The organism is Streptomyces sp. NPDC006309 (genome assembly GCF_040613095.1).
Taxonomy (GTDB): Bacteria; Actinomycetota; Actinomycetes; order Streptomycetales; family Streptomycetaceae; genus Streptomyces.
Window position 1 is genome coordinate 108,697 of record NZ_JBEXRO010000002.1, and the last position, 25,369, is coordinate 134,065.

Annotated in this window: 21 protein-coding genes and 1 pseudogene; 15 read left to right on the forward strand and 7 right to left on the reverse strand. The window is 68.9% G+C overall.

Annotated elements, in window-relative coordinates; all coding sequences use genetic code 11:
* Positions 1-52 precede the first annotated feature (52 nt).
* From ABZ117_RS03095 to mobC, 4 genes are all read left to right on the forward strand, one after another.
* Positions 53-946, forward strand: coding sequence for a hypothetical protein (locus ABZ117_RS03095; RefSeq protein ID WP_356817386.1), 894 nt, complete (start codon positions 53-55; stop codon positions 944-946).
* A 71-nt stretch (positions 947-1,017) separates the two neighbouring features.
* A complete protein-coding gene (locus tag ABZ117_RS03100; RefSeq protein WP_356817388.1) occupies positions 1,018-1,641 on the forward strand; it encodes an ATP-binding protein in 624 nt (207 codons plus the stop codon).
* Positions 1,642-1,670: 29 nt separating this feature from the next.
* A complete protein-coding gene (locus ABZ117_RS03105) occupies positions 1,671-2,549 on the forward strand; it encodes a DUF2637 domain-containing protein (protein WP_356816820.1) in 879 nt (292 codons plus the stop codon).
* Between the two features lie 438 nt (positions 2,550-2,987).
* Entirely contained in the window at positions 2,988-3,317 is a 330-nt protein-coding gene (mobC, locus tag ABZ117_RS03110) for a plasmid mobilization relaxosome protein MobC (RefSeq protein WP_356816822.1), read from the forward strand.
* 65 nt (positions 3,318-3,382) lie between these two features.
* Here the strand turns inward: mobC and ABZ117_RS03115 are convergent, their stop codons facing one another.
* From ABZ117_RS03115 to ABZ117_RS03125, 3 genes are read right to left on the reverse strand one after another with little or no spacing between them, the layout of a single operon-like run.
* The gene (locus ABZ117_RS03115; RefSeq protein WP_356816823.1) at positions 3,383-3,796 is read right to left on the reverse strand and encodes an NUDIX hydrolase; all 414 of its coding nucleotides are present in this window, start codon (positions 3,794-3,796) and stop codon (positions 3,383-3,385) included.
* A gap of 54 nt (positions 3,797-3,850) precedes the next feature.
* A complete protein-coding gene (locus ABZ117_RS03120; RefSeq protein ID WP_356816825.1) occupies positions 3,851-4,405 on the reverse strand; it encodes a flavoprotein in 555 nt (184 codons plus the stop codon).
* Positions 4,402-5,670 carry a helix-turn-helix transcriptional regulator gene (locus tag ABZ117_RS03125; protein WP_356816827.1) on the reverse strand — a complete coding sequence of 423 codons (1,269 nt, stop codon included), beginning with the start codon at positions 5,668-5,670 and terminating at the stop codon, positions 4,402-4,404. The genes ABZ117_RS03120 and ABZ117_RS03125 overlap by 4 nt, the downstream gene beginning before the upstream one ends.
* Positions 5,671-5,846: 176 nt before the next feature.
* On the opposite strand from ABZ117_RS03125, the gene ABZ117_RS03130 reads away from it, so the two are divergent.
* The 7 genes from ABZ117_RS03130 (at position 5,847) to ABZ117_RS03160 (ending at position 12,151) form a co-directional block, all read left to right on the forward strand.
* A complete protein-coding gene (locus ABZ117_RS03130) occupies positions 5,847-6,284 on the forward strand; it encodes an ATP-binding protein (protein WP_356816829.1) in 438 nt (145 codons plus the stop codon).
* A gap of 47 nt (positions 6,285-6,331) precedes the next feature.
* On the forward strand, positions 6,332-7,618 hold the full coding sequence (locus ABZ117_RS03135; protein ID WP_356817390.1) for a UDP-N-acetylglucosamine 1-carboxyvinyltransferase: 1,287 nt from the start codon (positions 6,332-6,334) through the stop codon (positions 7,616-7,618).
* Positions 7,615-8,844, forward strand: coding sequence for a metallophosphoesterase (locus tag ABZ117_RS03140; protein WP_356816831.1), 1,230 nt, complete (start codon positions 7,615-7,617; stop codon positions 8,842-8,844). The genes ABZ117_RS03135 and ABZ117_RS03140 overlap by 4 nt, the downstream gene beginning before the upstream one ends.
* The gene (dcd, locus tag ABZ117_RS03145) at positions 8,841-9,377 is read left to right on the forward strand and encodes a dCTP deaminase (RefSeq protein WP_356816833.1); all 537 of its coding nucleotides are present in this window, start codon (positions 8,841-8,843) and stop codon (positions 9,375-9,377) included. Before ABZ117_RS03140 ends, dcd begins: the two co-directional genes overlap by 4 nt.
* Entirely contained in the window at positions 9,374-9,910 is a 537-nt protein-coding gene (locus tag ABZ117_RS03150) for a deoxycytidine triphosphate deaminase (RefSeq protein WP_356816835.1), read from the forward strand. The genes dcd and ABZ117_RS03150 overlap by 4 nt, the downstream gene beginning before the upstream one ends.
* Complete coding sequence (locus ABZ117_RS03155; RefSeq protein ID WP_356816837.1) at positions 9,907-11,004, forward strand: glycosyltransferase family 4 protein; 1,098 nt, start codon at positions 9,907-9,909, stop codon at positions 11,002-11,004. The genes ABZ117_RS03150 and ABZ117_RS03155 overlap by 4 nt, the downstream gene beginning before the upstream one ends.
* A gap of 88 nt (positions 11,005-11,092) precedes the next feature.
* Complete coding sequence (locus tag ABZ117_RS03160) at positions 11,093-12,151, forward strand: serine hydrolase domain-containing protein (protein WP_356816838.1); 1,059 nt, start codon at positions 11,093-11,095, stop codon at positions 12,149-12,151.
* Positions 12,152-12,427: 276 nt separating this feature from the next.
* Here the strand turns inward: ABZ117_RS03160 and ABZ117_RS03165 are convergent, their stop codons facing one another.
* Entirely contained in the window at positions 12,428-12,907 is a 480-nt protein-coding gene (locus ABZ117_RS03165) for an ASCH domain-containing protein (RefSeq protein ID WP_356816840.1), read from the reverse strand.
* Positions 12,904-14,958: a GNAT family N-acetyltransferase gene (locus ABZ117_RS03170; RefSeq protein WP_356816842.1), complete on the reverse strand. Its 2,055-nt coding sequence runs from the start codon at positions 14,956-14,958 to the stop codon at positions 12,904-12,906. Before ABZ117_RS03170 ends, ABZ117_RS03165 begins: the two co-directional genes overlap by 4 nt.
* A 211-nt stretch (positions 14,959-15,169) precedes the next feature.
* Here ABZ117_RS03170 and ABZ117_RS03175 point away from each other — a divergent pair, with 211 nt between their 5' ends.
* The 3 genes from ABZ117_RS03175 to ABZ117_RS03185 all read left to right on the forward strand — a co-directional run bounded on the left by ABZ117_RS03175 (position 15,170) and on the right by ABZ117_RS03185 (position 22,408).
* Entirely contained in the window at positions 15,170-15,649 is a 480-nt protein-coding gene (locus ABZ117_RS03175; protein ID WP_356816843.1) for a very short patch repair endonuclease, read from the forward strand.
* 643 nt (positions 15,650-16,292) lie between these two features.
* Positions 16,293-21,020: an ATP-binding protein gene (locus ABZ117_RS03180; protein WP_356816845.1), complete on the forward strand. Its 4,728-nt coding sequence runs from the start codon at positions 16,293-16,295 to the stop codon at positions 21,018-21,020.
* Between the two features lie 599 nt (positions 21,021-21,619).
* A complete protein-coding gene (locus ABZ117_RS03185; protein WP_356816847.1) occupies positions 21,620-22,408 on the forward strand; it encodes an SAVMC3_10250 family protein in 789 nt (262 codons plus the stop codon).
* A 5-nt stretch (positions 22,409-22,413) separates the two neighbouring features.
* On the opposite strand, the gene ABZ117_RS03190 is transcribed toward ABZ117_RS03185, so the two are convergent.
* Positions 22,414-23,007 carry a hypothetical protein gene (locus ABZ117_RS03190; protein ID WP_356816849.1) on the reverse strand — a complete coding sequence of 198 codons (594 nt, stop codon included), beginning with the start codon at positions 23,005-23,007 and terminating at the stop codon, positions 22,414-22,416.
* An 893-nt stretch (positions 23,008-23,900) separates the two neighbouring features.
* On the opposite strand from ABZ117_RS03190, the pseudogene ABZ117_RS03195 reads away from it, so the two are divergent.
* Positions 23,901-24,092: pseudogene (locus ABZ117_RS03195) on the forward strand (CorA family divalent cation transporter); the annotation flags it as partial.
* A 36-nt stretch (positions 24,093-24,128) separates the two neighbouring features.
* Here the strand turns inward: ABZ117_RS03195 and ABZ117_RS03200 are convergent.
* Entirely contained in the window at positions 24,129-25,361 is a 1,233-nt protein-coding gene (locus ABZ117_RS03200) for an ABC transporter substrate-binding protein (protein ID WP_356816851.1), read from the reverse strand.
* Positions 25,362-25,369: the final 8 nt, after the last annotated feature.

Here is a 25,369-nt window from a genome sequence, read left to right on the forward strand (position 1 = left end):
ACCACTGCCCCGCTGTCTGCACGCCCCCAATTCCGAAAGGCGGTCGATCCTCATCGCCCGTATCCGCACCATCAAGCCCGAGGCCTTCGCCTCCGAGTCCCTGGCGGCCGTGTCCCTGACAGCCGAGCGGACCTTCTTCGGCCTGCTCACCCAATCCGACGACAAAGGCCGCATCCGCGACCAGGCCGCCGTCATCGCCGGACAGCTGTGGTCGCTGCGCCGCGAGCACGGCCCGGTGGAGGTCGAGGACGACCTGACGCAGCTCGACGCTGCCGGCCTGATCTGCCGCTACGAGGGCGAGGACGGAAGGCAGTACCTGCACATCGTCGCCTTCGGCCGCCACCAGAAGATCAACCGCCCCAGCGCCAGCAGGATCTCGGACTGCCCGCACCACGACCTCGGCCTTCCCCGTGAGACCTCACTGCCCATGCGCGGAGCAGTCGCTGAGGCTTCCGTGAAAGGTCCGGGAGAAGACACGGAGCCCACCATGAGCCGAGACTCTGCTGGTCAGGGGCGATTCAGTGAGTCGTCAGCGCATGCTCAGGGAGGGCTCGTAAAGGCCGCGGTGAACCCTCAGCGTCCGGATCTAGGACCTAGGAACAGGGAACTAGGAACTACCCCGTTGGGGGGCGCGAGCGCCCCCGCGCCCCAGACCGTCTCGGCGAAGGACCTCGTCACCGAGTACGCCGCGGCCTGCGAACACCGTCCGCCCGCGAGCGTGCTCGGTCAACTCGGACGGGAAGCCGCGAAGCTCCTGGCCGAGGGCATCGACCCCGCCCACGTACGAGCCGGTCTGGACCGCCACCGTGCCAAGGGCCTTCACCCGAAGACCCTGGCCAGTGTCGTGCACGAGGTCATGAACGCGGGGACGCCCACGACCGCCGTCACCCACCGTCCCTGGACCAACCCCACCGACGTCGCCGCTGCCTACGGGGGTGCGCTCTGACCGCCACCACCCTGCCCACCCCCTCCGGTCAGGCCGTCCGGGCCGTGGCGGGCATCCTGGCCCGCCGGGGCATGGACCCCCTCATCGGCTCGGAGGAACCGGAGCCCACGCCCGAGCCTGTCAGCGCACTGGAACTGGCCGACGGCCGGATCCCCCCGCGATACCGGCATGCCCTCGCCGATCACCCCCAAGTCACCGCCTGGGTGGACGAGATCGCGCGTGCCGGGCGCCCCGGCCCGAGCGGTACGCGGGGCATAGCAGAGGGCCCGTCGCTCCTCATCGCTGGTCCCACGGGCACCGGCAAGACCCACCAGGCCTACGGGGCCGTCCGCGCACTGCTCGCTGCCGGCGTCCGCCTGCGCTGGGAGGCGGTCACAGCCGCCGACCTGTACGCCCGCCTGAGGCCCCGCCCCGGCCTCGACGCGGAACGTGAGCTGCACACCTTGGCCCGCTGCCCGCTGCTACTCCTGGACGACCTCGGCGCCGCCAAGGGCAGCGAGTGGACGGAGGAGCTGACCTACCGGCTGATCAACCACCGGTACGAGTACCTGCGCCCCACCCTGCTCACGACCAACCTCCCCATCCCCGAGCTCCGCACCGCCCTCGGCGACCGCGTCGCTTCCCGCCTCTCCGAAATGACCCACCGGGTCGTCCTCGACGGCGCCGACCGCCGCCGCACCTCCCCTGCCGCTTGAACGCGCCAACCCCTTGGAGCACCACCCGCTTGACCACCACCTCCCACCGCACGCAGACGGCTGAGCGGTACGCCCTGGCCGTCGCAGGCTGCGTCATCGTCGCGCTCACCGCAGCAGGATTCTGGCTCTCCTACGCCCATCTCGCCGAAGTCGCGGGGCAGCACGGTCTCAGCGCTTCCCCAGCCCGCCAGTGGGCGTGGCCCGCCACGCTCGACGCCTTCATCGTCGCCGGGGAAGTACTCATGCTCCGGGCCAGCCTCCGCCGGGAAACCGACGGGTGGGCGATCGCCCTCACCGCTGCCGGATCACTGGGCTCCATCGCCCTCAACGTCGCCGGAGTCAGCAGCACCAACGGCGTCCCGGCCCCGGCCCTCGACTACGTCGTCGCAGCCGTGCCTCCAGCAGCCGCGCTCTTCGCCTTCGGCGTCCTCATGCGGCAGATCCACCGCCATGTCGCCGCCGACGAGTCCCACCACAACCGCTGTCCGGCAGGAGAGCCCGCAGCGCATCCCGCGGACCTGGACCGTCCCCGCGCGCACCCCGCCACAGCGCAGCTCCCCTACCCAGAAGGGCCCATGGACCCTCACAGCCCTCCACGCGAGGGTGGCCGCCTCGCTCCGGCTGACGCCCTACGGGACGGATCAGGCGATGTGGCGGAAGAGGCCGATCAAGTGGCGGAAGCCCACGTCCCGCCGAAGAAGCGCACCGGTCGCAAGCCCGCCGCCACCGACGACGAACTCCGCGCCATCGCCCGCACCGCCCCGCTCGGACGCGATGGACGCGCGTCAAGCCGCCACATCGAGACGGCTGTCCGCGCACGTGGCCTCTCCATCGGCAGGGACCGCCGGGACAAGATCACCCAGCAGGTCCAGGTCGAACTCGACAGCGGCAGGGCGGACGCCGCGTGAGCCCCGTCCGAAGTCAGGCTGCCCACCCGCGCATCCGTCGCGGGGCGAGCTGACGTTCGTACGCCCCATCCCCACAGCACCGAAGCCGTTCCAGCCCGACCAACAGGAGACACGCTCTTGCACGACGCCTCCACAACCACGAGTCCCCACGACCACCAGCAGGCGGCCCCTACCCAAGCCCGAGACGGAGCAAGTTATCCCTTTGGACACTCCACCACCGGCGGAGTGTCCAAAGGACTCACCGCCCCAGGGGGACGGAGCATCGTCCGGCGCCGGGGGACGCCTGACGAGGAGGCCGCGACCGCGGGACGGACGCAGCCGGGGGAAGAGCAACAGTCTCCGTGCGAAGCCACGTACGCCTCCGCTACCCCTCCAGAGCCCCGTATACGACGCCGTACCCACAAGCACGGCCAGCGCTCCAAAGTGTGCAGCGTCCGTGTGAACGACGACGAGCACGCGCTCGTCGCGACCGCCGCGAAGGCCGTCGGCGTCACCGTCGCCGGCTTCTTCGCCAAAGCCGCCCTCAGGGCTGCCCTCGACCCGCACACCAGCGCCGCGGCCATCGCCGGGCGTCGTGAGACCGTCACCGAGCTGTTCGCTGCCCGCAGGCACCTCGGTCAGATCGGCAACAACCTGAACCAGCTGACCCGCGCCGTCAACTCCGGCGGCCAACCAACTGACAGTCAACTCGATGCCGTGCTCGTTGCGGTCCGCCGAGCATCCGCCCGCGTCCAGGACGCCACCGACCGACTTCTCGAAGACGGCTAGGACCTGCCCCACCGTGGTCCCCGAGATCCGCCGTGTGCGTGTTGTCCCAATGCGCGCGGTCCGCGTCAGCGCTCCAGGACGACGCCGAGGTGTTCTTGCACCGGCTCGAACAGGGGGTACGGGATGTACTCAGAGATCTCGATGTGGGCCACCCACGCGAGTTCGGCCAGCTCGTCGGTGTCCACGACTCGCGCGTGGCCGCCGGCTACCTCGCAGGCGGTGTACGACATCAAGCGGCCGGTGTCAGGGTGGACCCGTTCCCCCAGCAGCTTCAGCGCCTTCACGGCGAGGCCGGTCTCCTCCAGCGTCTCGCGTACGGCGGCCTCCTCCCGGGCTTCGCCCGGCTCGACCGCACCGGCGGGGAACTGCCAGGACAGCCGCCCCTCGCTGATCCGGCGCCGCACCATCAGAACGCGGCCCTCGTGCACCACGACGGCCGCTGCGATGGCCGGTCGCCCCTCAGCGTTCTGCTGCTCCACGTTGCTCCTCCAGGTCGGGTGGGCTGGCTGCCCCGAAGGGCGATGCCGACACGTTCACTGCGGCTCGGCCCCGGCATGGAGGAGCGGGGCCAGCAGATCGACCGCTTCCTCCCACGGGAAGCGGTCGGCCCCGCCACCGGACTTCGGACGGTGTGGCTCGTAGCTGCCGATCAGAACGCCCATCTCCCGGAGCTCGTCAATGCTGCGCCGGTAGGCCCGGTGGGCGGCGAGCGCGGTGTTCACGTAGGGCAGCAGGACCGTGGGGACGCCCATGCCGGGGGCTTCGCAGAGAATGCCGAGGGCCAGGTTGTCGGCGAAGCCGGCGGCCCACTTGTTGACCGTGTTGAACGTGGCTGGCGCGACCGCGATGGCATCGGCCCGCGGGTACGTCCGCGCCTCGCCGGGCTCACGCCAGGCGGACCGGACCGGGTACCCGGTCTGCTCCTCGATCGCCCAGGCGTCGAGGAACTCGAGACCCTGCGGGGTGGCGATGACCCCGACCTCCCAGCCCCGTTCCTGCGCTGCGGTGATCAGTCTGCCGACGTCGCCAGCGATCCCGGCGGCGCACACGACGACGTACAGGAAGGGCTTGGACTGCGGCTCGGTCACGCGGGTACTCCCAGTCGGCGGCTGAAGTGGTGGAGCTCCGGCAGGGTACGACGGCGGTCCCGCGCGGCCATGTCGGCGACCAGCTCGCGGACGGCGGGACGTCGTACGTCCTGGGCGGCGCAGGTCTCGGCGATCCGCAGGGCCTGGTAGCCGTCTGCCAGGCGGCCCTGCTGGGCGTAGGCGCGGGCGGCCTCGATCCAGAGTGCGGCACGGCGCTCGGGGACCGGGATGTGGCAGTGCATGAGCGGGCGGGCCGCGTCGAGGGCGATGCCCGCGTCGCCGAAGGAGACCGCCGCGCTGATCCGGTGCAGGGTGACGTTCGTCGGGCTGAAGTTGGCCCAGGCGTCCGGCCGGTCCAGAGCGACGTACCGGGCCACCTCCTCCGCTTCGGCAAGGAACTCCCCGGTGGCGGCACGGTCGGCCGCGCGGCTCGCGGCCGTGGCTCCGCGCAGCAGGAGCAGCCCGAGGACGGCGAGGTGGTGCGGGGAGCGACGGTCGTACGAGCCGGTGAGCTGGGAAGCCGTGTGCCGGATCAGCGTGACTGCCTGGCCGGGGTGCTTTTCGCGGACGAGGGCGTGCGCGTGGAGCCGGATGCTGGCGGCGAGGACGAGGGGGTCGCCGAAGCGTTCGGCCTCCGCCATGGCGCGGCCGACGGCGAGCCAGGCGGTTCCGGCGTCTCCCTGTTTGAGGAAGAGGCTGGCGGAGGTCTGGTAGGCCGTGGCGAGGAAGCGGGAAATTTCTTCGGGCCGGGACGAGCTGCCGAGCGCATGGCGCAGGTCCGTGATCAGGCCGGGAAGCGTGCGCTCCAGCTCCGCGTAGTCGCACGTGGTCAGCAGCCTGCGGATGGCCGTGGCACGTAGGCGGAGCCGGTCCGTGGAGGCTGGCTCCGTTGTCGGGGCTGCGAGCATGCCGGGCAGGAGTGCCTGGACCAGCGCCGGGTGCGCGACGGGCACGGGTACGGCCAGCGCGGTGACGCCGGCGGCGAGGAAGGTACGGCGGCGCATGTCGTCTGTCTCCGGATCGGGGGACTCGGCTACCCGGGCGGCCTCAGCGAGCCCGAGGTGGGCCGGCGGGATCCGCAGCACCCGGGCGACGTCGCGGAGGATCCGGATGTCGTCGGTTCCGCGGCCGCCCTCCAGGCGGCTGATCTTCGACTGGTGGTAACCCAGTTCGGCGGCCACGTCCGCTTGTGAGCGGCTCTGTAAGACCCTTGCCCGGCGGATCAGCGCACCGATGCGGTGTGCCTCGCCCTGTGTGTCGGCCATCTGCGCCACGGCCCCTTCTGCCGAGACCGATCCTGCCTGGTCAACCGAGCCTACCGGTAGGGAAATTGCCCGCCATGCAGAAGCTGCATGAGCGATGCACGACCTGCGTGCTGCGTCGCGGGCGGCACCCTCGGCCCGCTTGCCTGGTGGAACCGCACCCATCCAGGAGGCCGCCCATGGAAGTGCACGAGGTCACCCTGCCGGTGACGGGTACGCCGGAAGGCGCCGCCCGCGCGCGGCGCACGCTGATGGACGAGGTCAGTGGCTGGCGCCGGAGCGCGGTCACCGACGACCTACACGGAGCGGAGACGGTGGCGGGCGAGCTCCTGGCCAACGCCGTCCGGCACGGAGGCGCCGGGACCGCATCCATCACTGCTCGCCTGCGCGGCGACCGGCTGCGTTTCGAGGTCCGCGACCAGAGCTCGGCCGTCCCTCGGAAGCGCGCCGTCCGCCCGGACGCAGAGCACGGCAGGGGTCTGTTGATCGTTGCCGCCCTCGCCGACGAGCACGCCGTCGAAGAGGGCTCCTCGGGCAAGTCCTGCTGGGCCGAGTTCGACCTCGCCGCCCGCCCGGCCCACCGCACGACCTCCACCTTCCCCCAACCTCTCGACTGAAGGAGTTGACCGTGGCACTCACCCGAGCTTCGGTCTCGAACGCCGAAGTGATCGCCGTACGCCCTGGCAACGCGCTCGCCGGCTCCGTCACCGTCGACGGCTCCAAGAACGCCGCCCTTCCCCTGCTGGCGACCGCGGCGGCCGTACGTCGGAACGTCCAGCTGGAGAACGTTCCGGCCAGCGCCGACGTCCAGGCGATGACGGCCCTCCTCCAGGGGACCGGCTGGCACGTGGTGCAGGCGGTCGGGCGGCCGGACACCCTGCTCGTCATGGCACCCGAGCGCCCGCCTGCCGTTCCCGACCTGAGCCGCGCCTCGACCATTCGGGCCTCGTACTACCTGGTGCCCGCCCTCCTCGCCTTACGGGGCAGCGCCCGGCTTCCCTGGCCCGGCGGCTGCCGGATCGGGCAGCGCGGGATGGAACTGCACTTCAAGGTGTACGAGGCGTTCGGGGACCACGTCACCGTCCAAGACGCCGGGTACGCGGTCGAGGCCAGCGGGCAGGGCAGCGGCGGCACGGTCTCGCACGCGCTGCCCTTCCGGTCGCGCGGCGCGACGATCGGCGCCGTGCTGCGGGCGGTCGTCGCCGACCGGGCGTTGCGCCTGGGACGCCCGAACCTCTCGCCGGAGGTCCTGGCCGTGCTCGACGCGCTGCGCTCGGTGGGTTGGCAGGCCAAGGTGAATGACCGGGTCCTCGCCCTCGATCCGGCATCCACGCCCACCGACGAAATTCCGGCCTGGCTCGTGCCGGGCGACAAGATCGAGGCGGGAACGCTCGCCTGTGCCGTCGCCGCCACCGGCGGCAAGGCCCGGATCGACGGCATCCACGGCCGGGACCTCGTGCCGTTCCAGGCGACGCTCCAGCGGCTGGGCGTCCCCACCTCGGTCCGGGGCGAAACGCTCCTCGTCGACGGCAGCAACACCAGCCCGACGGGCCGGACGCTGCGGGCCATCGCCACCCTCGCTCCCGGGGGCCTGGACGCGGACTTCGAGCCGCCGCTGATGGCTCTGGCCCTGGGCCGGCCCGGCACCCACCTGTTCGCCGACTCGATCAACCCCGGCCGCCACGGCAACCTCCTGCCCCAGCTGGCGAGGCTCGGAGCCGACATCGAGGAGATCTCACCCACCGAGTGCCGCCTGACCGGTCCCCAGCGCCTCACCGGAGCCGGTGTCGAAGCGACGGACATCCGCACCGGCTCCGCCCTCATGGTGGCGGCCCTGACCGCCCGCGGGATCACGACCCTCGGCGGAGTCGCCCAGCTGCGCCGGGGCCACGCCGACCTGCCCGGCAAGCTCCTCCAGCTCGGCGCCGACATCTGCGAGGTCGCCCCGTGACCGCGAGCCGAACGATCCAACGGATCCTGGCCACCACGGACGTCCACTCCGCCCTCGGCGCCGGCGCTTCCTTCCTCGGCCACCTCCACGAGGCACGGTCGAACAGCCTGCTCGTGGACTGCGGCGACTTCTTCGAAGGCACCGGCTACTACCGACTCGGCCAGGGAGAGCTCGAACGGGACGTCCTGCTCGGCCTGTACGACGTCATCGTCCCCGGAAACCACGGCTGGGCGCACTACTTCGAGCCCGCCCTCCACAAGCGGACCGTCTGCGCGAACGCAGTCGACGACTCGACCGGCAACCCTCTGTTCCGGCGGCTGCACGTCGTGGAGATCGGAGGCCGGCGTACGGCCGTCACCGGGGTGATCGGGCTCCAGGCGTTCGACTCGATCCCGGTCGCCCAACGGCTGGGACAGCGGGCCGTCGAGCCGGTGAAGGCCCTGCGCGAGCTGATGCTGGCGCACCACCACGAGGTCGAATCCTGGGTGCTCCTCAGCCACTCGGGCTTCGAGGAGGACCTCGGGCTCGCCGAAGCCTGTCCCTTCCTGGACGTGATCTTCTCGGGCCACTGCCACAGCGACCACACGGGCCCCACCCACATCGGCAGCACCCTCATCCTCAAGGGCCGCGAGCTCGGCATCGGCTACGCCGTCGCGACGTACACCCCCGACCGCTGGGTCGGCCGGACCGCCCTCTTCTCCGACAGGGCGAACACCACCCCATCTGTCCTGCCGCCCGAGCTGGCCTCCGTACGGGACCGGATCGCGGTGTTCGACGCACAGCTGGCCGAGCCGCTGGGCCGGATCGCGGAACCGTACCGGAACGAGCAGCTCGATCGCCGGGCCCTGGCCCAAAACCTGGCCGACCGCCTCCGAAGCGGCCTGGGCAGGGACGCCGTCGTCCTGAACGAGACCGCCCTCCGCACCACGGTCCTGGGCGAGATCCTGACCACAGGCGATCTGCTGGCCATCGAGCCGTTCGCGAACTCCCTGGTCGAGGCCTGCATCGCACCGGCTCACCGCCACGACACCGAAGCCCTCCTCAGCCACCTCACCGAGCGGGTCGGGCCGCTCGTCACCTCTCCCGACCCGCTTCCGTCCGGGCTGACGAACGTGCTGACCACTGACTACCTGGCCAACAGCTGCCTGGGCGGCCGGACCCGTCCCGCCGGCCTCAGCCTGGGCTCCGCGATCCGAAGCACCCTGACGAACGGAGACGACCAGTGATCCTGACCGGTCCGGAGATCATCTCCGCCTCGCGCGACGGGCGGCTGCGCATCGACCCCTTCTCCTCCGCCCAGGTCAACCCGAACAGCTACAACGTCCGCCTCGGGCCCACCCTGCTGACCTACACCGACGACGTCCTCGACTCCCACCGCCCCAACCGCACCCACCGCATCCAGGTCGGCGAGGACGGCCACACCCTGCAGCCGGGCGAGCTGTACCTCGGACACACCATGGAGGAAGTGGGCTCGGACCGCTTCGTCCCGCTGCTCTTCGGCCGCTCCTCCGTCGGCCGGCTCGGACTCTTCGTCGAGATCACCGCGCCCATCGGCGACATCGGCTTCCACGGGCAGTGGACGCTGATGCTCACCCCCACCCGCCCCGTCCGCGTCTACGCCGGGATGAAGATCGGGCAGATCATGTTCTTCGTCTCCGAGGGCGCCATCGACCTGTACTCGGGCAAGTACCAGGCCTCCGCCGGGCCGCAGCCCTCCGCCTACTGGCGGGACCTCGACCCCTCGGTGGTGACGTCGTGATCCTGACCGGACCGGCCATCGCCGCCGCCCGCGACGCGGGTCACATCACCATCGACCCGTACGAGCCCGACCGCCTCTCCCCCAACGCCTACGACTGGCGCCTCGGCAGCACCCTCCGCATCTGCCAGGGCGACTTGGATGCCGCCGCCCCCACCGCCTTCCGCGAAGTCGCCCTCCCCGACGACGGCTACGTTCTCGAACCCGGCAACCTCTACCTCGGCCACACCCTGGAGCGGACCGGATCCGAGACCTACGCCCAACTCCTCAACGGCGACCGGACCACCGGCTGCCTCGGTATCTGGGTCCACGTCTCCGCGCCCCTCGGCCACCAGGGCCACGCCATCCGCTGGACCCTGGAGATCAGGGCCACCCGCCCCGTGCGCGTCCGCCCCGGCATGACGTTCGGCAAGCTCGTCTTCCTCCGCACCCACGGCACGCCGGCCAGCTACCAGCAGCACGGTCTCAAGTACCGCACCAGCGAAGGCATCGAGACCTCGCGCCTCTACGAGGAGAACCCCGGAGGCCGCCGGTGAACCGCCTCGTCGCCACGGCCCTCGACCTCGACTACCCAAGCCCCGGCGGCAGCGTCGAGCTCTTCCTCGACCTCTACACCGGCGAGCAGCCCGCCGTCCCCGCCCGCGCCTTCATGCTCGCCCCCGACGGCCCCCGCCCCCGGACGCCCGCCGGCCTCGACCTCCTCCACGCCACCGGGAAGTGCATCGGCGGCGACCGCTTCAACCGGTACGTCACCGACCTCCGTCACGCCCTCACAGCCGCCGTCGATCCGCGGCAGATCAGCGTGCTGCACCTCCACCACCTGGCCTTCGGCGCCACCCCGGCCCTCCTGCGCGCCTTCCCCCGCCACCCCCGCATCGCGTTCGTCCACGGCACCGACCTCCTGTACGCCGAGAACCACAGCACCCAGCTCCGCGTCCTGCGCGAGGCGGCGAACGCAGCCGACGCGATCGTCGTCCCCACCAACGCCATGGCCGACCGGCTGCTCAAGCTCGCCCCCAAGACCGACAGGCACAAGATCGAGAAGATCCCGTGGGGCGTCCCCGACAAGCTCTTGACCGCTCCCCCGCCCCGACCCGCACGACGCCGCACCAGTCACCTGCGCGTCCTCTTCGCAGGCCGCGTCAGCTCCGAGAAGGGCCTCGAACCCCTCCTCCAAGCCGTCGCCGCCACGCCCTCCATCGAACTGAGCGTCGCCGCACCCCGGTCCCAGTTCCAGGACCTCGTACCGGTCATCCGCCAGCACGGTGTTCACGTCCGCTACCTCGGCTGGTTCCGCCGGCAGCAGCTGTGGAAGGTCTTCGCCGACCACGATGTCCTGGCCGTGCCCTCCACCACCCTGGAGGCCATGGGCCTCGTCGCCCTCGAAGCCCAGGCCTGCGGCCTCCCCGTCCTCTACCAACCCGTCCCCGGCCTCACCGAGGCCCTCGCCGGCACCGGCATGGCCACCGACTTCACCACCCCGGCCACCGCGGCCCACGACCTCAACCGCCTCCGCACCACACCGGGCCTGCTCGAGCTGCTCCGCGCAGCCGGCCGCACCAACGCCGCCCGTTTCCCCCTCAGCGCCACCGCCTCGGCCATCACCAACCTGGGCCGACGGCTCACCTGACTCCACCCGTGGCGCAGTCAGGCCGACCCCGGACACGTCACTAGGCTGGCCAGCGGACCACCCGCGGCCGTACGACGATCGGGAGACCATGACGACCCCCTCCACCGCCCGTATCGACGACCTCCTCCAGACCGGCGTGCGCGAGGAGGTCTACCCCGGCGCGGTGTGGGCGGTCGGGGACGCCGACGGCATCCGCGCGAGCGGAGCCGTCGGCCTCCTCGACCCCGACCGGCCCGACGACCCGATGCGGCTGGACACCGTCTTCGACGTGGCCAGCCTCACCAAGATCCTCGCCGTCTGGTCCACGATCGGCACGCTCGCCGAAGAGGGCAAGCTCGACCTCCACGCCCCTCTGGGCACCTTCTGGTACGAGGTCGCCGGCCACCCCCTGGCCCGGGCCACGGCCCACCACCTCCTGACCCACACCGCAGGCCTGCCCCTCCGCGCCAACCTGAAGAACCTCTACGGCACCGACCCCCAGGACATCCGCGACGGCGTCCTCCACGAAGCCCTCCACCGCCCGCCGGGCGAGGCCGTCGAGTACACCGACCGGGCCGCCCTGATCCTCGGCTACCTCGCCGAGCACCTGTCGGGCCAGCCCCTGGACCGGCTCGCCACCGCTCGCGTCTGGCACCCCCTGGGCATGGCCCACACCCGCTTCGGCCCCCTCCCCGCCGCCGAGGCGGCCCGCTGCGCCCCCACCGAGTACGACGAGTCCACCGGCACCCACCTCAAGGGCACCGCCCACGACTTCTCCGCCCGCCTCCTCGGCGGCATCTGCGGCATCGCCGGCACCTTCTCCGTCCTCGACGACCTCGCCCTCTTCCTCCGCCACATGCTCGCCCCCGCCCAGGCCGCCTTCGGTCCGACCTGGATCAAGGACTCCCTTCGCATCCACACAGGCGCCCTCACCCCCGCCCGCGGCCTCTTCTGGCACCCCGCCCCCGGCACCGACCCCGCCGAGGACGTCTGGGTCCACTACGGCTTCACCGGCACGGGCATGTGGATCAGCCCCACCCAGGGCCGCTGGGCCGTCCTCCTCACCAACAAGCTGCGCTACAACCGCGACCGCGAACCCCTGACGCAGATCCGCAACGCCTTCCGTCTCGCCGCATTCACGATGGCTGTTCCGAGGCTCCGAGCCTGACTGCAACGGCGTGCGCATGGACGGCAGGTCGAGCAGTCCCGCCATAAGGCCGCAAGCTCCACGGCTCTCACCTGAGCGGCCATTGGGACGCAAAGCGGCTCGAGCGCGTTACCGCATCCGACCGGCCAGCAGTTATGCGCAGCTTCCTCCTCCTGGGCGACCCACGCTGCAGTCAGCTATCGGGGAAACACCGGCTCGGAGGCCACAGGAAGGTCCTGCTGCGGCACCAGGTAGCCGATCGCCATCCACGTGGTGTCGCCGCTGAGTGTGCAGGGCCTACGCAGGCGTCAGCTCGCCGAGGGCCTCTTGTAGGGATTCGCTCCTGAGAGGGGTGGCCGCAACCAGCTTCTGCAGGTCCTCGCCGGTCAAGTACCTGTAGCTCTGCGGTGGATGGAACGGGCCGGAGGCCCTGAGAGCCGCAAGAGGAACCGGCACCTCGAAGGTAACCGGCTCCTCCAGTGAGAGCCCACTGGCCCGGTTCGCTCCGCTCATGTAGTCGTCGTACTCGCGACGGCTGATGCCGGTGCTCCTGCGACTGGCGGTCCAGACCTCACGCGGGCTGGCCACCTGCACCGAGGCGATCCTCGCCATGCCGACGATGGCCATGGTCGGCGCGGTCGCGTAGAGGAGTACGGGCGTCCCGGGAGGAGCAGCGACGCGTTGACGGCGTACCTCCACCGTCTTGGTGCCGGCCAGGATCGCCGACGCGAACCTCGGGTGGACGGACAACAGCATCGCGCGCTCCGGACCGCTCACGTCTTTCGGTGCCCCTCTTCGTAGACGGCCTGGAACAGGGCGTTGTCGATCTTCGACAGCGACATCAGCGACAACCCTAGCCCCAGCCCGTTCGCCAGCGCGGCCAATCGCGAATGCGTCACCTGTACGGGAAACAGCTCCGTGTCCGAGAACCTCAGCGCCATGACCCGGCCCGACGCATCGGCTGCCGCACGCACTTCGGAACGACCATATACGCCCAGGTGTTCGAATCGCGAGAAGAGGGCATCGGGGTCGCCGATGACCACCTCATCGAGCCGCGAGCAACCGATCACCATCTTGCCCTGCTGGCCCGCGGACCCCTCGCTGACGTACCAAAGGATCCGAGCCGGGACGCTCTCCCCCCGATGGCCGGCTGACCGGTAGTACACGTGCTCGCGACTGATGCCGAGTACGTCGTCGCGCGGTACGAGCATGGCCGGAACGTCGAACAGCTCTGTGGACCAGCGCGGCTTGACGGGTGCGATGAAGGACGGCAGGGCCGAGTCGACCAGCTTCGCCGGCCACCACACCCTCTCGGCGATGCTCGCGATCTCCGCTGGCGCACGGGCGTCCAGGACAGGCGTCACGGCGCCGACCCGCCCCGCGATCTGCCTGGCGGCCCCGGAGACCGCCTCCGCCGACCCGCACACGTCTACGAGGAACGCGGTGAAGCCGTTCTCGTCCTCGATGAAGCCGTCGGGGCCGGCAGCGGCCACAGCCGCCCTCGAGGTGCCAGCGTCGGTGATCCGCACGACCTGGGCGCCCCGGTCCCGCCCGAGCCTCTTCAGAATGAAGAGCAACTGGCGGGCGAGCGTCTCTTCCAACCCGTGCAATGCGGTCCTCAGGAGCGGAACGTTCAGGGTCCGGCCGTCGAGCGCCCACGCGTAGAGGGCGACCGGGCGCCCTTCCCCGTCCCGGAGGAGTTCCCTGCGCCACAACACGCCGTCCTGGGCAAGGCTGGTCAACCGCTCAGCCAAGCCGACTCCACCGTCACCACCGGCCTGGTCGAAGAAGGCGACGAGGCCTTCTTCGCTTCCGGGCTCGACCTCGGCGGCGGAGAAGGCCGTTCCCATGAGGTCGGCGGGGCGGTACATCTGAGCCTGGCGGAGTTCGTCCACATGGAGCGTCACGGCCTCGGGCGACACCACCCTGACGCGCGCCACCTCCCAGGCGATGTCGGCCAGCGCCGCCAGGTCGGAATCTCGGGTCACCAGTACCTGCAGACCGGCGCAAGACGTCTCGGCCACGTAGCGCAGCCGCGCGCGCAGACCAGCATCGATCACGACACCGGTCCCTTCCTTGCCCACCGCTGCGGTCAACTCCTGTTGGCGGCTGGCCACCGCACTGGTGTCGGGCGCCAGGGAGCGGAGCCTGGACAGGCCGGCACGTTGGTGGTTCCGCTCCTCCCGGTCCTCCACCGCTTGGACATGAAGGAGGAGCTGTGGCGTGTAGGCGAGCTCGACCAGGTCTGCGAGCCATCCGGCCTCGAGGGCCCTCGACTCCTCGACCGCGCGATCGGCCCCCGTGCCTCGAAGCCCGGAGAAGACCGTGTGGTCTACGGTCACGACCAACAAGGCGTCGCTCTGCGCTTCGGTGAACAAGTCGTCGTGACCGTGGTCGAGCCACCAGGTGTCGAGGGTCTCCTTGTCACTACCCCGCCCGAGGCCCTCGCCCTTCGGTACGAAGCCCAGGCCGCTCCAGGTGTCGCTGAGCCCGTAGTCACGGCGGCACCTGGCCCTGATCCCGAGCCGGTGGCTTTGGCTGCGTCGCAGTTCTGCGATCAGGAGCCTCGCGATCCCCTTGCCCCGGTGCTCCTCCGGCACGCAAAGGTGCACGAGGCGAACGTGCTGGCTGCGCTTGGGCAGTCCGAAGAGCGCGTATCCGACCAGCTCACCGTGGTCCAATGCAACGAGCAAACCACCGTCGTCGGCGTACTTCCGATAGGCGGGCGGCGTGAGCAGACCGAGCCGCTTCGTGTAGCGGTTGCCCAGGGCGATGGCCGCGCCGAGCATCTCCGACTGCTCTCCGGTCACCGGCAGCACTTCGATCACCGTGTTCCCCCTTCACTTCCGTGAGTACCGGATCGATCACTCCCAGCGCATAGTGTCGAACCATGAGGAAGCGGGCCACCGTTTGGTCAAATTCAGCTGCATTGGCTCGAAATGACAGACCGAGAGCAGCGGTGCTGCGGTCGCCACCCCGACCATGCACGGGAGCGCAGCCTGCAGGGTTACCGAATGAATGCTGAGCAGTTGTCCGGAGGTGGAGACCAAGGAAAGTCGTAGGGATGTGCCGACGCCGCGGGACGCCAACGTCCGGAAGGTGATGGTTGCCCAACGCAAGCGGGACACGGTGCCGGAGCTCGCGCTGCGGCGTGCCCTTCATGCGTTGGGCTTCCGCTACCGCGTGGACCTACCGATCCCGGGAAAGCCACGTCGGCGTGCTGACGTCACCTTCACACGCTGGCGCACCGCGGTGTTCGTCCAGGGCTGCTTCTGGCACGCTTGCCCGACGCACCAGCACGCTCCGAAGCACAACTCGGAATGGTGGCGCCGGAAGTTCGGAACCAACGTCCGCCGGGACGAGGAGACCGACGCGCACCTCGCGCTGCTGGGGTGGCTGTCGCTCCGCATCTGGGAGCACGAGAGCGTGGACGGCGCCGTTCGACGCGTGACGGCAGCCCTCGCCACTCGGGGCCATCCCCTCGCCCTGCGGCTGGACGCCCAGCACCTCGACACGTGACTCCGGGTTGGAACGCACCGCCACGGTCGACGGTGGCGTTACCCCTGTCAGGACGGCGGAACTCCCGCTGAGGACCCCGGTGCGTCTGCCGCTGACGGGTGCACGTACCTGCCCTCGCTGAACGGGGTGAACCAGGTCCGAACGACATGGGCACCACCCCGAGGGTGGAGCCGACCGCACTCTCATCGGTGCCGTCCATCGAATCGTCGTACAGCCGCTCGTGGTCCATGTCCTCATAATCGTTGTCGGCGAAGGCCGCGGGGGTAGCCATAACGCCCTTGCCAAAGAGTCCGAACAACTCCAGGCGCGTGCTTGCTTGACGCGGCAGCAGTCTCAGGGCCAGCTCTTCGGGGATGCAACTCAGTTGCCCGGGGTTCCCGGCTGTGAAGCGGATGGTCATGACGATCACTGTGGCCAAGAAGCGGCGGCCGAATCGGCTGTCGTACTGGAGGACGTACCGTTCGGGGGTCCTCCAGGTGCCACTGCGGGGCCGTCTCACTCCCGACGGCGCTCTCCTCCCCTTCCACGGTGGGCACGTCATCGAGCACTCGTCGATTAGGACGTCGGTGGCATCGATCTGCCGGCCTTCGACAACGGCATCGCGCAGATCGTCCGGCGGTCGGAGATAGAGTCGACGCCCCGGGTGAAACAGATCGAGGAGCGGCATGTGAACGAGAACTCGTCAGCACGCTCGGACGCGGGTGGTAGCGCCGGAGCTGGCGGATTTGACTTCCAGGACCGCGTCGCTGCATGGTTCGCCGTCGCCATCCTCGCCAGCGAGGCCGCAGCACCGGTGCAGGGCCTGTGGACCGGCGCGGTCGAGCAGGTCGCGTGCGAGACAGGCGAGCCTGTCGACGACTGCAGGGTACACACCACGGATGGCGTCACCCTGGCGCTCCAAGCCAAACGATCAATCACCTTGGGCACTGCGGAATCCAGTGAACTAGCCAAGACCGTAAAACAGTTCGTCGCTCAGCACCTGCTACCTGAGCACGATGATGACCGGCTCGTCCTCGTGACGACCTCAGAGGCTTCCGGGGCAGTCAGGAACGACCTTGAACAGGTTCTGCAGCGACTGAGGAACAGCCCGGTCGGATCCGACATCGCCGCGCTCCAGCTCAACGCAAAACAGGTGACCGCGTACAAGACGTTCACTGCTCATGCGGCAAGGGAGTGGGATCAGCAGCGCGACACAGCGCCTTCTGCTTCTGAGCTTGAAGGCTTCCTGAGGCAGTGCTACGTGTGGACTCTCGATGTGGAGGTGGGGGGCGCTGCTGAAGTAGGAGTTCTCGACCGGCTTCGCACATCTGTGATCGCCGAGGCCGGGCAGGCAACCGCCGCATGGAATGTCTTGCTCAGCACCTGCAGGCAGTTGGCCATCAACCATGGGGAAGCAGGATTGGAGCAGCTACAGGAGTCACTCATCGTGAGTGGGGTTGCTCTCGCAACACTTCTGAACTTCACGCGGGACGTGGCCCGGCTCACGCACCTCACCGACGAGAGTATCGAGCAGCTGGCCAGTGGGCTTACCTCGGTCCCCACGCCACAAGGAGCCGTGACGATCAGCCGCAGCTCGGCCTCGGGGCTAGTCGAACGGTCCTTGGCGGAGTCTTTCCTCGTTGTGGGTGGCCCCGGCACGGGCAAGACTGTCATCCTCCACAAGATTGCATCGACGGCGCGTGACGCTCAGCGCCCCGTGCTCTTCCTCCAGGTGGGCAGCCTTGCAGCGACCAGCGCGGGAAACCTGCAGTCCGAGTTGGGACTTCAACACCCGCTCCTCGAGGTCCTGGCCCAGTGGTCCCCCGGTGAGGCTGGGCTGCTTGTCATCGACGCTCTCGACGCGGCGCGGACCGATGCATCCTCCGGGCTCTGGAGGTCGACCATCACGAACGTGGGCCGTCGGCTGCCTCACTGGCGGGTCGTTGCTTCGATCCGCACCTGGGACCTTTCCCACTCTCCTCAGCTGCGCACTGCCTTCCCTGCAGGTCCAGTTGATGTGGATGATTTGGACGACGAGGAAGTCGCACAGGTCAGCAGCGCCTTTCCTGAACTCGGAGACCTGATTGACGGCTCCAACGACGACCAGCGGCACCTTCTTCGGAACCCCTTCAATCTGCGTCTGGCCGCCGAACTGCTCCAGGACGGGGTATCTCCTGCCGGGCTCGCTGGCGTTGGCAGCCGCCTCGATCTCTTGAACCGCTACTGGCAAAGCCGAATCAGCGAGGGCCAGGACGGAAGCGCCCGCGAGGCCCTGCTCGCAAAGCTGTGCGCAAACGCGGTACGCGAACGGCGCTTGACTGTACCGGCCCAACAGATCCTGTCCGGCAACACCGCTGCAGCCACCGTCCTCCAATCGCTGCTGTCTCGGTCAGTCCTCGCCTCTGCGCCCAGCATCGCGGGCGGATCCAGTCGGGGGCCCCTGCAGTTCGCGCACCACGTGCTCTTCGACTACGCGGTCGCACTGGTGTACTTCGAAGCATTCAGTGGAGGCCTGCACGAGTGCCTACAGGAAGACCCGGATCTCCTCCTGTTCGCCCGTCCCAGCATCGACATGTACCTGGACATGGCCTGGAACCAGGGGCCAGCAGTGTTCTCTGAGCTGGTCCTGAAGCTCGCCGATCCGGGAACAAGCCCGATGGCCATGACCGCCGCCGCCGAGGTCATGGCCCGCAACACGCGAAGCCCTGCGGACCTCGAGCCCCTACTCGAAGCTACGTCGAACGCCATCCCCGCAGCGCAGCGCCTCCTACAGGCAGCGGCCATCGCTGTCTCCATCAGAATCGCCAACCCGACGCTTCCCGGCACAGGGGTATGGGCGGCAATCGCCGAACGGCTCTCGCGCTATCCCGCGGCCGCCCTGCAGGCACTGGGAGACCTGGTCCTAAACCTCGCTCCGCATTACCAAGCCCTGGGGCCCGAGCATCAGCCGGCGTGCGGCCTCGCCTCACGCCGGCTGCTGGAACATCTGTGGGCCCGGCCACCCGTGTCTGGGGCACGACTGGCAATCACCGCCGTCACCCAGACCGCAGCAAGCGACCCCGCGGCAACGGAGGCTCTGCTTCGCCGGGCCATCGACCCGGGACAACTCGCCGAACGCGGCTACCACGACCTATTCGCCCTGACAGACAGCATCGAGCGGCTGATCGATCACGTGCCCGGAGTTGTCGAGGACCTGTATGTGGCAGTGCTGAGCCACAAGGAGACGTCATCCGAAGCCACACGTATGGGCTCGGGAGCTGTCCTCACCCTGCAATCCACCCGCCAACAGGACTTCGACTCATCCAAGTACAGCCTGGTCCAAAGCTTCCCGGACGTACTGCGGTGGAACATCGCGGTCGCCCTGTCAATCCTCACCAGGCTCAGCCTCACGGAGCGCCCAGACGCGCCGACCGCGACGGTTCGACTTGACTGCAACCCTGTCGAGATCATCGTCGATGACTCACGGCGGTGGGACTTCTCATTCAGTCCCGCAGGACGGGATCTGCCAGAACTACTCGATACTTTCCAGAGGCACGCTTCCGTGACGGACGAGGTGCGCATTCAGGCCATCGTCGGAGCGGCGGCGTCCGCGCCGCAAGCTGCCAGCGTGTGGCGGCGCATCCTGCTGGCAGCAGCCGACAACCCCGCTCTTCGGCAGTCGCTTTTCGAAGAGCCCGCCACCATGGTGACAGGCCTAATCGTCCCCGACCTCTTCGGCCCCGCGGCCACACTCATCCGAGCAGCCCATCCTGACCTCGATCCTGAGCAGTCAGTCGCGCTCAAGGACGCCGTCCAGGCACTCAAGCCCACGGCCGTCGGCTCAGATGACCCCGAATCGACCGCAGCGGCCCGGCGCTACCAAGCGCTCGTTGACTCCTTGTCCACGAACCATCCTGGTACAACGGCTGACCGGTCACCCGAGGAGGGTGACCGGGACGGCTGGGATGACACAGACCCAAGCTGGGAGCCGATTTCTGCGGCCTCCAGCGCAGACGAGGCCCCCTCAACCTTAGCTGCCCGGGACCTCATCACAGTGCTCCGCGAGTTCACCGACCGGCACCTCAACGGCGTCCCCGAAGTATCAGAGATCACGTCCAGCCTCCCTGAAGCCACCGAGCTGTGGGGCATGCTCGGTGCTCTCTCAGACACTGTCCGCGACGAATCGGAAGACCTCCTGGCACGAGCCGCGGAAATCTGGACACGCAACGCCCAGACCCCGGCCGACATGCTGACGCAGGCCCGGGACATGCTGCTGGCCTTTGCCGTACATCGACGGCCCGAACCCACCACGGAAAACGCCCACTTCGACACCCTCATCCCCCAAGGTCCCCGCGGCGACGCCGCACGCGGCCTGCTCCAGCTGGGCCGCCTCCCGGAGCAGTACGGCCCGCAGCTCACCTCAGCCCTCCAGGGACTCGCCGCAGATCCCGTCGGTTGGATCAGACTCACCGTCGCCCAGGCGGCCGGCTATCTCCGCCACACTGACCCAGCCCTCGCCTGGGAGCTCCTGAACCGCTTGGCCGACCAGGACAACGACGAGGCCGTACTCGGCGCGACAGTCGATTCAGCTTGCCGCTCCATGGGCAACTGGCACCGCGGAATAGAGTTACTCACCCGCGTAACGGCACGCATCGCCCCAACAGCCGACCGGAATTCTGCGGCAGCCACGTGTACAACAACAGCCGGGCTCCTGTGGGTCCACCACGCCATGCCCGAGGCCAACAACGCTGTCACCCACATGGCAGAACAGTGGTCGGGCACAGAACCATGGTTGACGTGCATCCATAGCCTGCGCGGGGCGCTCACCGATAGCGATCCCGCAGTCAGGACACGAGCACTGGACCTGTACTTTCAGTTGGCTGAGCCAGCCATGGCCAGGATCACATCTCTACTCAAGCGAACCCAAGCACTGACGGACGTCGAGCAGCGGGACCTGCGAGTACAACTCCTTCTGGCCGACTCCATCGCCCTCCAGATCTACGTGGCCACCAAGCCAGGTGACTCCGGTGATGGCCAGCACGCAGAGGAGCAGGTCAAACTCGTCGACGAAGCCACGCCACTGATGCACCTGCTCATGGCGGTCCCCGTCGCAAAGGTCACCCACCACCTCGTCCAGATCTACGAGCACGTCCTGGACCAACGCCCTCAGCAGGGCCTCATCGGCGTACGGGACATCCTCACCACGACAGGAACCCAAAGCGGCTACACGGCAGACACCCTCGCCGTCAGCACCTGCGTCAAGTTCGCGGAACGCATCCTCGCCGACCACCGGGCCATCCTGAGGATCCCTGAAAACCTGACTGCCCTCCGCGAAATCTGCGACGTCTTCATCGAGGCCGGATGGCCCCAAGCCCACCAACTGGTCTTCGGCATTGAACAAGCATTCCGCTGAATCAACCGCCATGGCTGCACTCACCGCCATACCAAGACAGCTGCTACTCGGGCTTGGTCCGGTTGCCATCGGGGGTGCGGGTCGCGATCTACCACCGAGCGAAGAGACGACATGCCCTGCCCCTCTGCCACTGCCTTGCATTGCCTGTGACGGCAGGCGGCTCGAGCAGCGGCGGTCCTCCTTCAAACGCAGGCTCCGCTTGGGAGAATCTGGGGAGAACCGACCGCATCAATCAGGGAGCCCTGATCATGATCTCGACGCGGGCGAGGGATCGGGGCCCTTCCTCAGTCGTGTCCGCCTTGGGAGGCCGCTGGAGCATACGGGCCCACCAGCCGGTGGGGTGATCTGCGGGGCATCGTGCTCCTTGCCGCATGACGGTTCAGGACGTGCGGGTGCGGTCGTTCCACTGTCGGTGACGGCGGCCGTGCGGGCCGCTTGGTTAGGTGCCGTGGTGACGCTGCCCAGGAGGTGGGGGGACCCTGCCCCGCGGCGACGTGGTCTCCGTCTCGACGGCGCGCGGTCCCGGAACCGGACGCGTTTTAATGGACGTCCATGCGACCGATGATCTGGTTACAGATAGGGCTTCGGTGGGGGCAAAGATGCGTGATCTGATCTACTTGTCGGAACAGAAACTCAACGCGTGCCTCCTGGGAGCCACCGACCCCCGCTTCCCGCTCCTCAACGGTTCGCTCCAGGCGCCGATAGGACCCTTGACAGCCCAAATCAACCTCGGAACTTCAGCGTCCAGTACGCAAGTCACCGAAGCCGGCCTGGAGCGTGCTGTTGACCGCCTCGTCAAGCACCACGCTCCAAGCAGCCTGGACCTACCAAACCTGCGTCCGAACCAGTGGGTCCATCTCGATCTCGATCTGGCGCTCAGAACAGTGCACGAGGACAGCGGGACGGTTCCGGACGACGTGGTGCTGTTCGTGGGATCCTTCCCTTCGGCAGGTCCCGCAGCTGCCGACAATGGCGTGCTGCTGTGTGGATCGGTTCAGCATTTGCGCGTTCAGGCCGAATCTGCCGGGCGAATGGGTTCGGACACCTCGTGGCTGCACGAGATCATCGGTGAGATCGCGCGACGCGACGCACAGGGCATCGGCGTGATTCCCGAGTTCCTGACCGAGATTGTGCCCAACCGGCGGCCGGTCGACAGCATCGAGGCAGCCGCCTACGGCGTATACGCGTGGATGAGTCGCGAGTATCCGCCGCCCCGCCGGAACCGGATGCGTGGATACGCGAAGATCCTTATGGATGCAGGCCCGCCGCAGTTCGCCCACCGCCTGCTGGTCGCGACGCCCTTGTTCGTTGAGAACGCCCCTCAGCGCCCCCCACGTCGGGGTTGGTGGCGGCGACAGGCCGCCGGGAGTCGAACCTTGTCGCCGTAGGACCCCTATTGGACTCCTAGGTCGCGACGAGCCTGGTCTCGAACCTCGCCCAAGATGCCGTGCATGTCGTTGACCGACTCCCACAGCCTTACTCGGACATCCTGCAGTTCCTCGCAGTCGCCACTGTGTGTCAGGGCACCTGTCGCTCGGTTAGTGAATCGCGCTGATGCGCCGGCAAACTTCCGAGTCAACGCCCGCACCTCACTACTCCAGTAGAGCTGCGCGCCGCTCGCGTACTCGGGCACGCCCAGCGCCTCCCAAGGCCACCGCCGTACGATCAACTCAGCTTTCGTGCGGATTGCTGTATCTGTCGCGTGGGCTCCTGCCCATACTTCGTCGATGGTCCGGTCCAGGTCATGCAACCAGCGACCCAGCGCTTCGTAGGCTCCTTCCACCCGCTCTTGGACGTAGCGCTCGCGTTCCACCTCCCTCTGCGCTTGGAGCTGCTGATCCGCGAAGCGCAAGTGAGCATCAACCTGATTGCGCATCACTTCAAGATCGCGATCGCGCCGCCGGATCGTATCGGCCGCCCCCAGTCGGTAGCCCAAATACACCAGGAAGGCCGCTGTAAGCAGCCCGATCAGCGCTTGGTTCGTCATAGGCGACATGGTCAAGAACCCACCCGTCTCTCCGCAAGACGCAACGGTTGCCGACGGCAACGGGAAGCCCAAGGGCACAGCGTGGACGTGGCCGCCTGAGGCGGCAGCCGTGCCTGGCCTTGCCGAACCATCGCCCCCCTCCGAAGGAGGAGTGCCGACTGATCACACGTGCACGATTGGAACGGAAGCACTGGCGAAATTCCTGATGCCTGCATCCCCCGAATCACCTGTCATCGTGGTGATCGACGACGCGGGACGTCCCTACCAAGTGCGATGCGAGGCGTCTTCTGGAGAGCGTGGTACAGCACGGCTTCCAGGAAGGTACGGCCCTGGTCGTGGCCCTCCGTGAAGACGAGCTCCCGGTCGACCTCGGCTGGCTTGGAGAAACCATGAAGGTACATCGTGGCCTTCTGCTGTCCCCACAGGAGCGGAGCGCAGGCAATGCGATCGGCGTCAGAATCGGAGACTCCGCCATTGGCCGGCCCATCGCCCCCGACCGGGGCTGGCTGCACCTCGGGGACGGCGAGCTAACGGCTGTGGCCGTGCCAGGGTGACGCTGCGCCTTGGCCCACTCGGATGCACGTTCTCGGTAACCGAGCAGCCGCACCCAACCTCGAACACCCTCCATGCAAACAGCGGCCACCTGCTCTGCCCAGCTACCCCCACGTCGCCTAGCCTGTCATGGCAGGCAGATCGCGGTCCCGACCAGCGGCGATCCTCCCTCAGACACAGCCTCCGCTGGGGAGAATCTGGGGAGAATGAAGCCCCATTGGGGAGCGGCTGGGGAGGGTCGGCCGTACAAACGGGCAGTACCGCGAAAGGGCCGGAAAGGCCGATCGTCGCAGGTCGGGGCACCGGTGCAGACGGTTTCCGCAGGTCAGCCGCGTGAGGGTGACGACTTCAAGAAGATCTCGTCATGGGCGGCGATCCTGTTCGCGCCCACCCTCGTCGGCACGATCTACGGCATGAACTTCGACCACATGCCGGAGCTGCACTGGCTGTTCGGTTATCCCTTCGCGATCGGCCTGATGGCGGTGGTGTGCACCGCGCTGTACCTGGTGTTCAAGCGGCGGGACTGGCTGTAGGGGATCGCGGCGGCCGGCGGGGACGCGCCGGGCGGTTCACGGCACGCGGTCGCACACCGAGGGGACCCAGGTCAGGCCCGGGGTGCCGCTGAGGGTGTCCAGGGAGCGCAGCAGGGCCTCCAGGTGACCGGGGTGGGCGAGGAACTCGATGGTCGCCTCGGCGAAGGCGTCGCGCACCGACGGCGGCATCGCGTCGGAGGCGTCGAAGCAGTGCACCGCGTGGTCGTCGATGAGGATGCCCGCGAGGGAGCGGTGCCAGGCGGGACCGGCGCTGCCGGGGGCGGGCTGCGCCTCGGCGTTGACGGAGAAGCCGGATTCCGCCACGCTCCACGCGCGTTGGGCGTCGGCGGAGGCGAGGTAGCTGATCAGCCGCTCCGCCTCCGGGGTCGAGTGCAGCAGGGCGACCAGGTCTCCGGACACCTCCCACGCGGTGTTGCCGGTGGCCCCGGGGATGCGGCGGGCGGAGGGCTCGTACCGGCCGTCGGCGCGTTCCCAGCGGGTCTGCTGGCGGATGAACGCCGCCTGGTGTTCGAGGGTGCAGCCGCGCGGGACCGTGGTGATCGGCCGGGACGCCTCGTCGTACGGGGTCATCAGGGCCCGCCGGACGAGCGCCCGCTCGCCGCCGGCACCGATCAGCTCGCGCCAGGTCGTCCACGCCCGTCGGACCGGCTGCGAACGCCAGGACAGGTCGCCGCGCGCCCACTGCGTGTAGACGCGCGGGCCGGACTGCTGGAGCAGGATGTCCTCGATCCAGTCCGTGCCGGGCCAGCCACTGGTGGCGCCGGAGCCCATGCCGACACACCACTGGGCCGGCTGCTTCGCCATCTTGGCGCGCTGCTGTGCGCCGACACCGGCCGGATACCAGACGATGCTCTTCAGGTCGGCCTTGAGCGGGAACCAGTACACGTGCCCGTCCGCGAGCGGCGTGGCCCAGGACGCCCCGAAGGCGCCGGGCGGGATGAGGTCCTCCAGGGCGACGAGGTTCTTCTGCCGGGCGTACTCGGCGAGTTCACCGGGACCGGTGAGCACCACCACGTCGGGCGGCGTCCCGGCCTCCACGTCGGCGCCCAGCACCTGGTTCTCGGCGGAGCTGCCCTGGTACTCGACCCGGATGTGGTACTCGCGTTCGAACGGCTCGATCACCGCCTTGCGGAACCTGCGTTCGTCGTCGCCGGTCCAGTTGGCCAGCAGGGTGACGGAGGGCTCCCGCCCGAGGGTGCGTACGCCCACCACGACGGCCGCCACCAGGACGGCCAGACAGGTCGCCACCAGCGTGA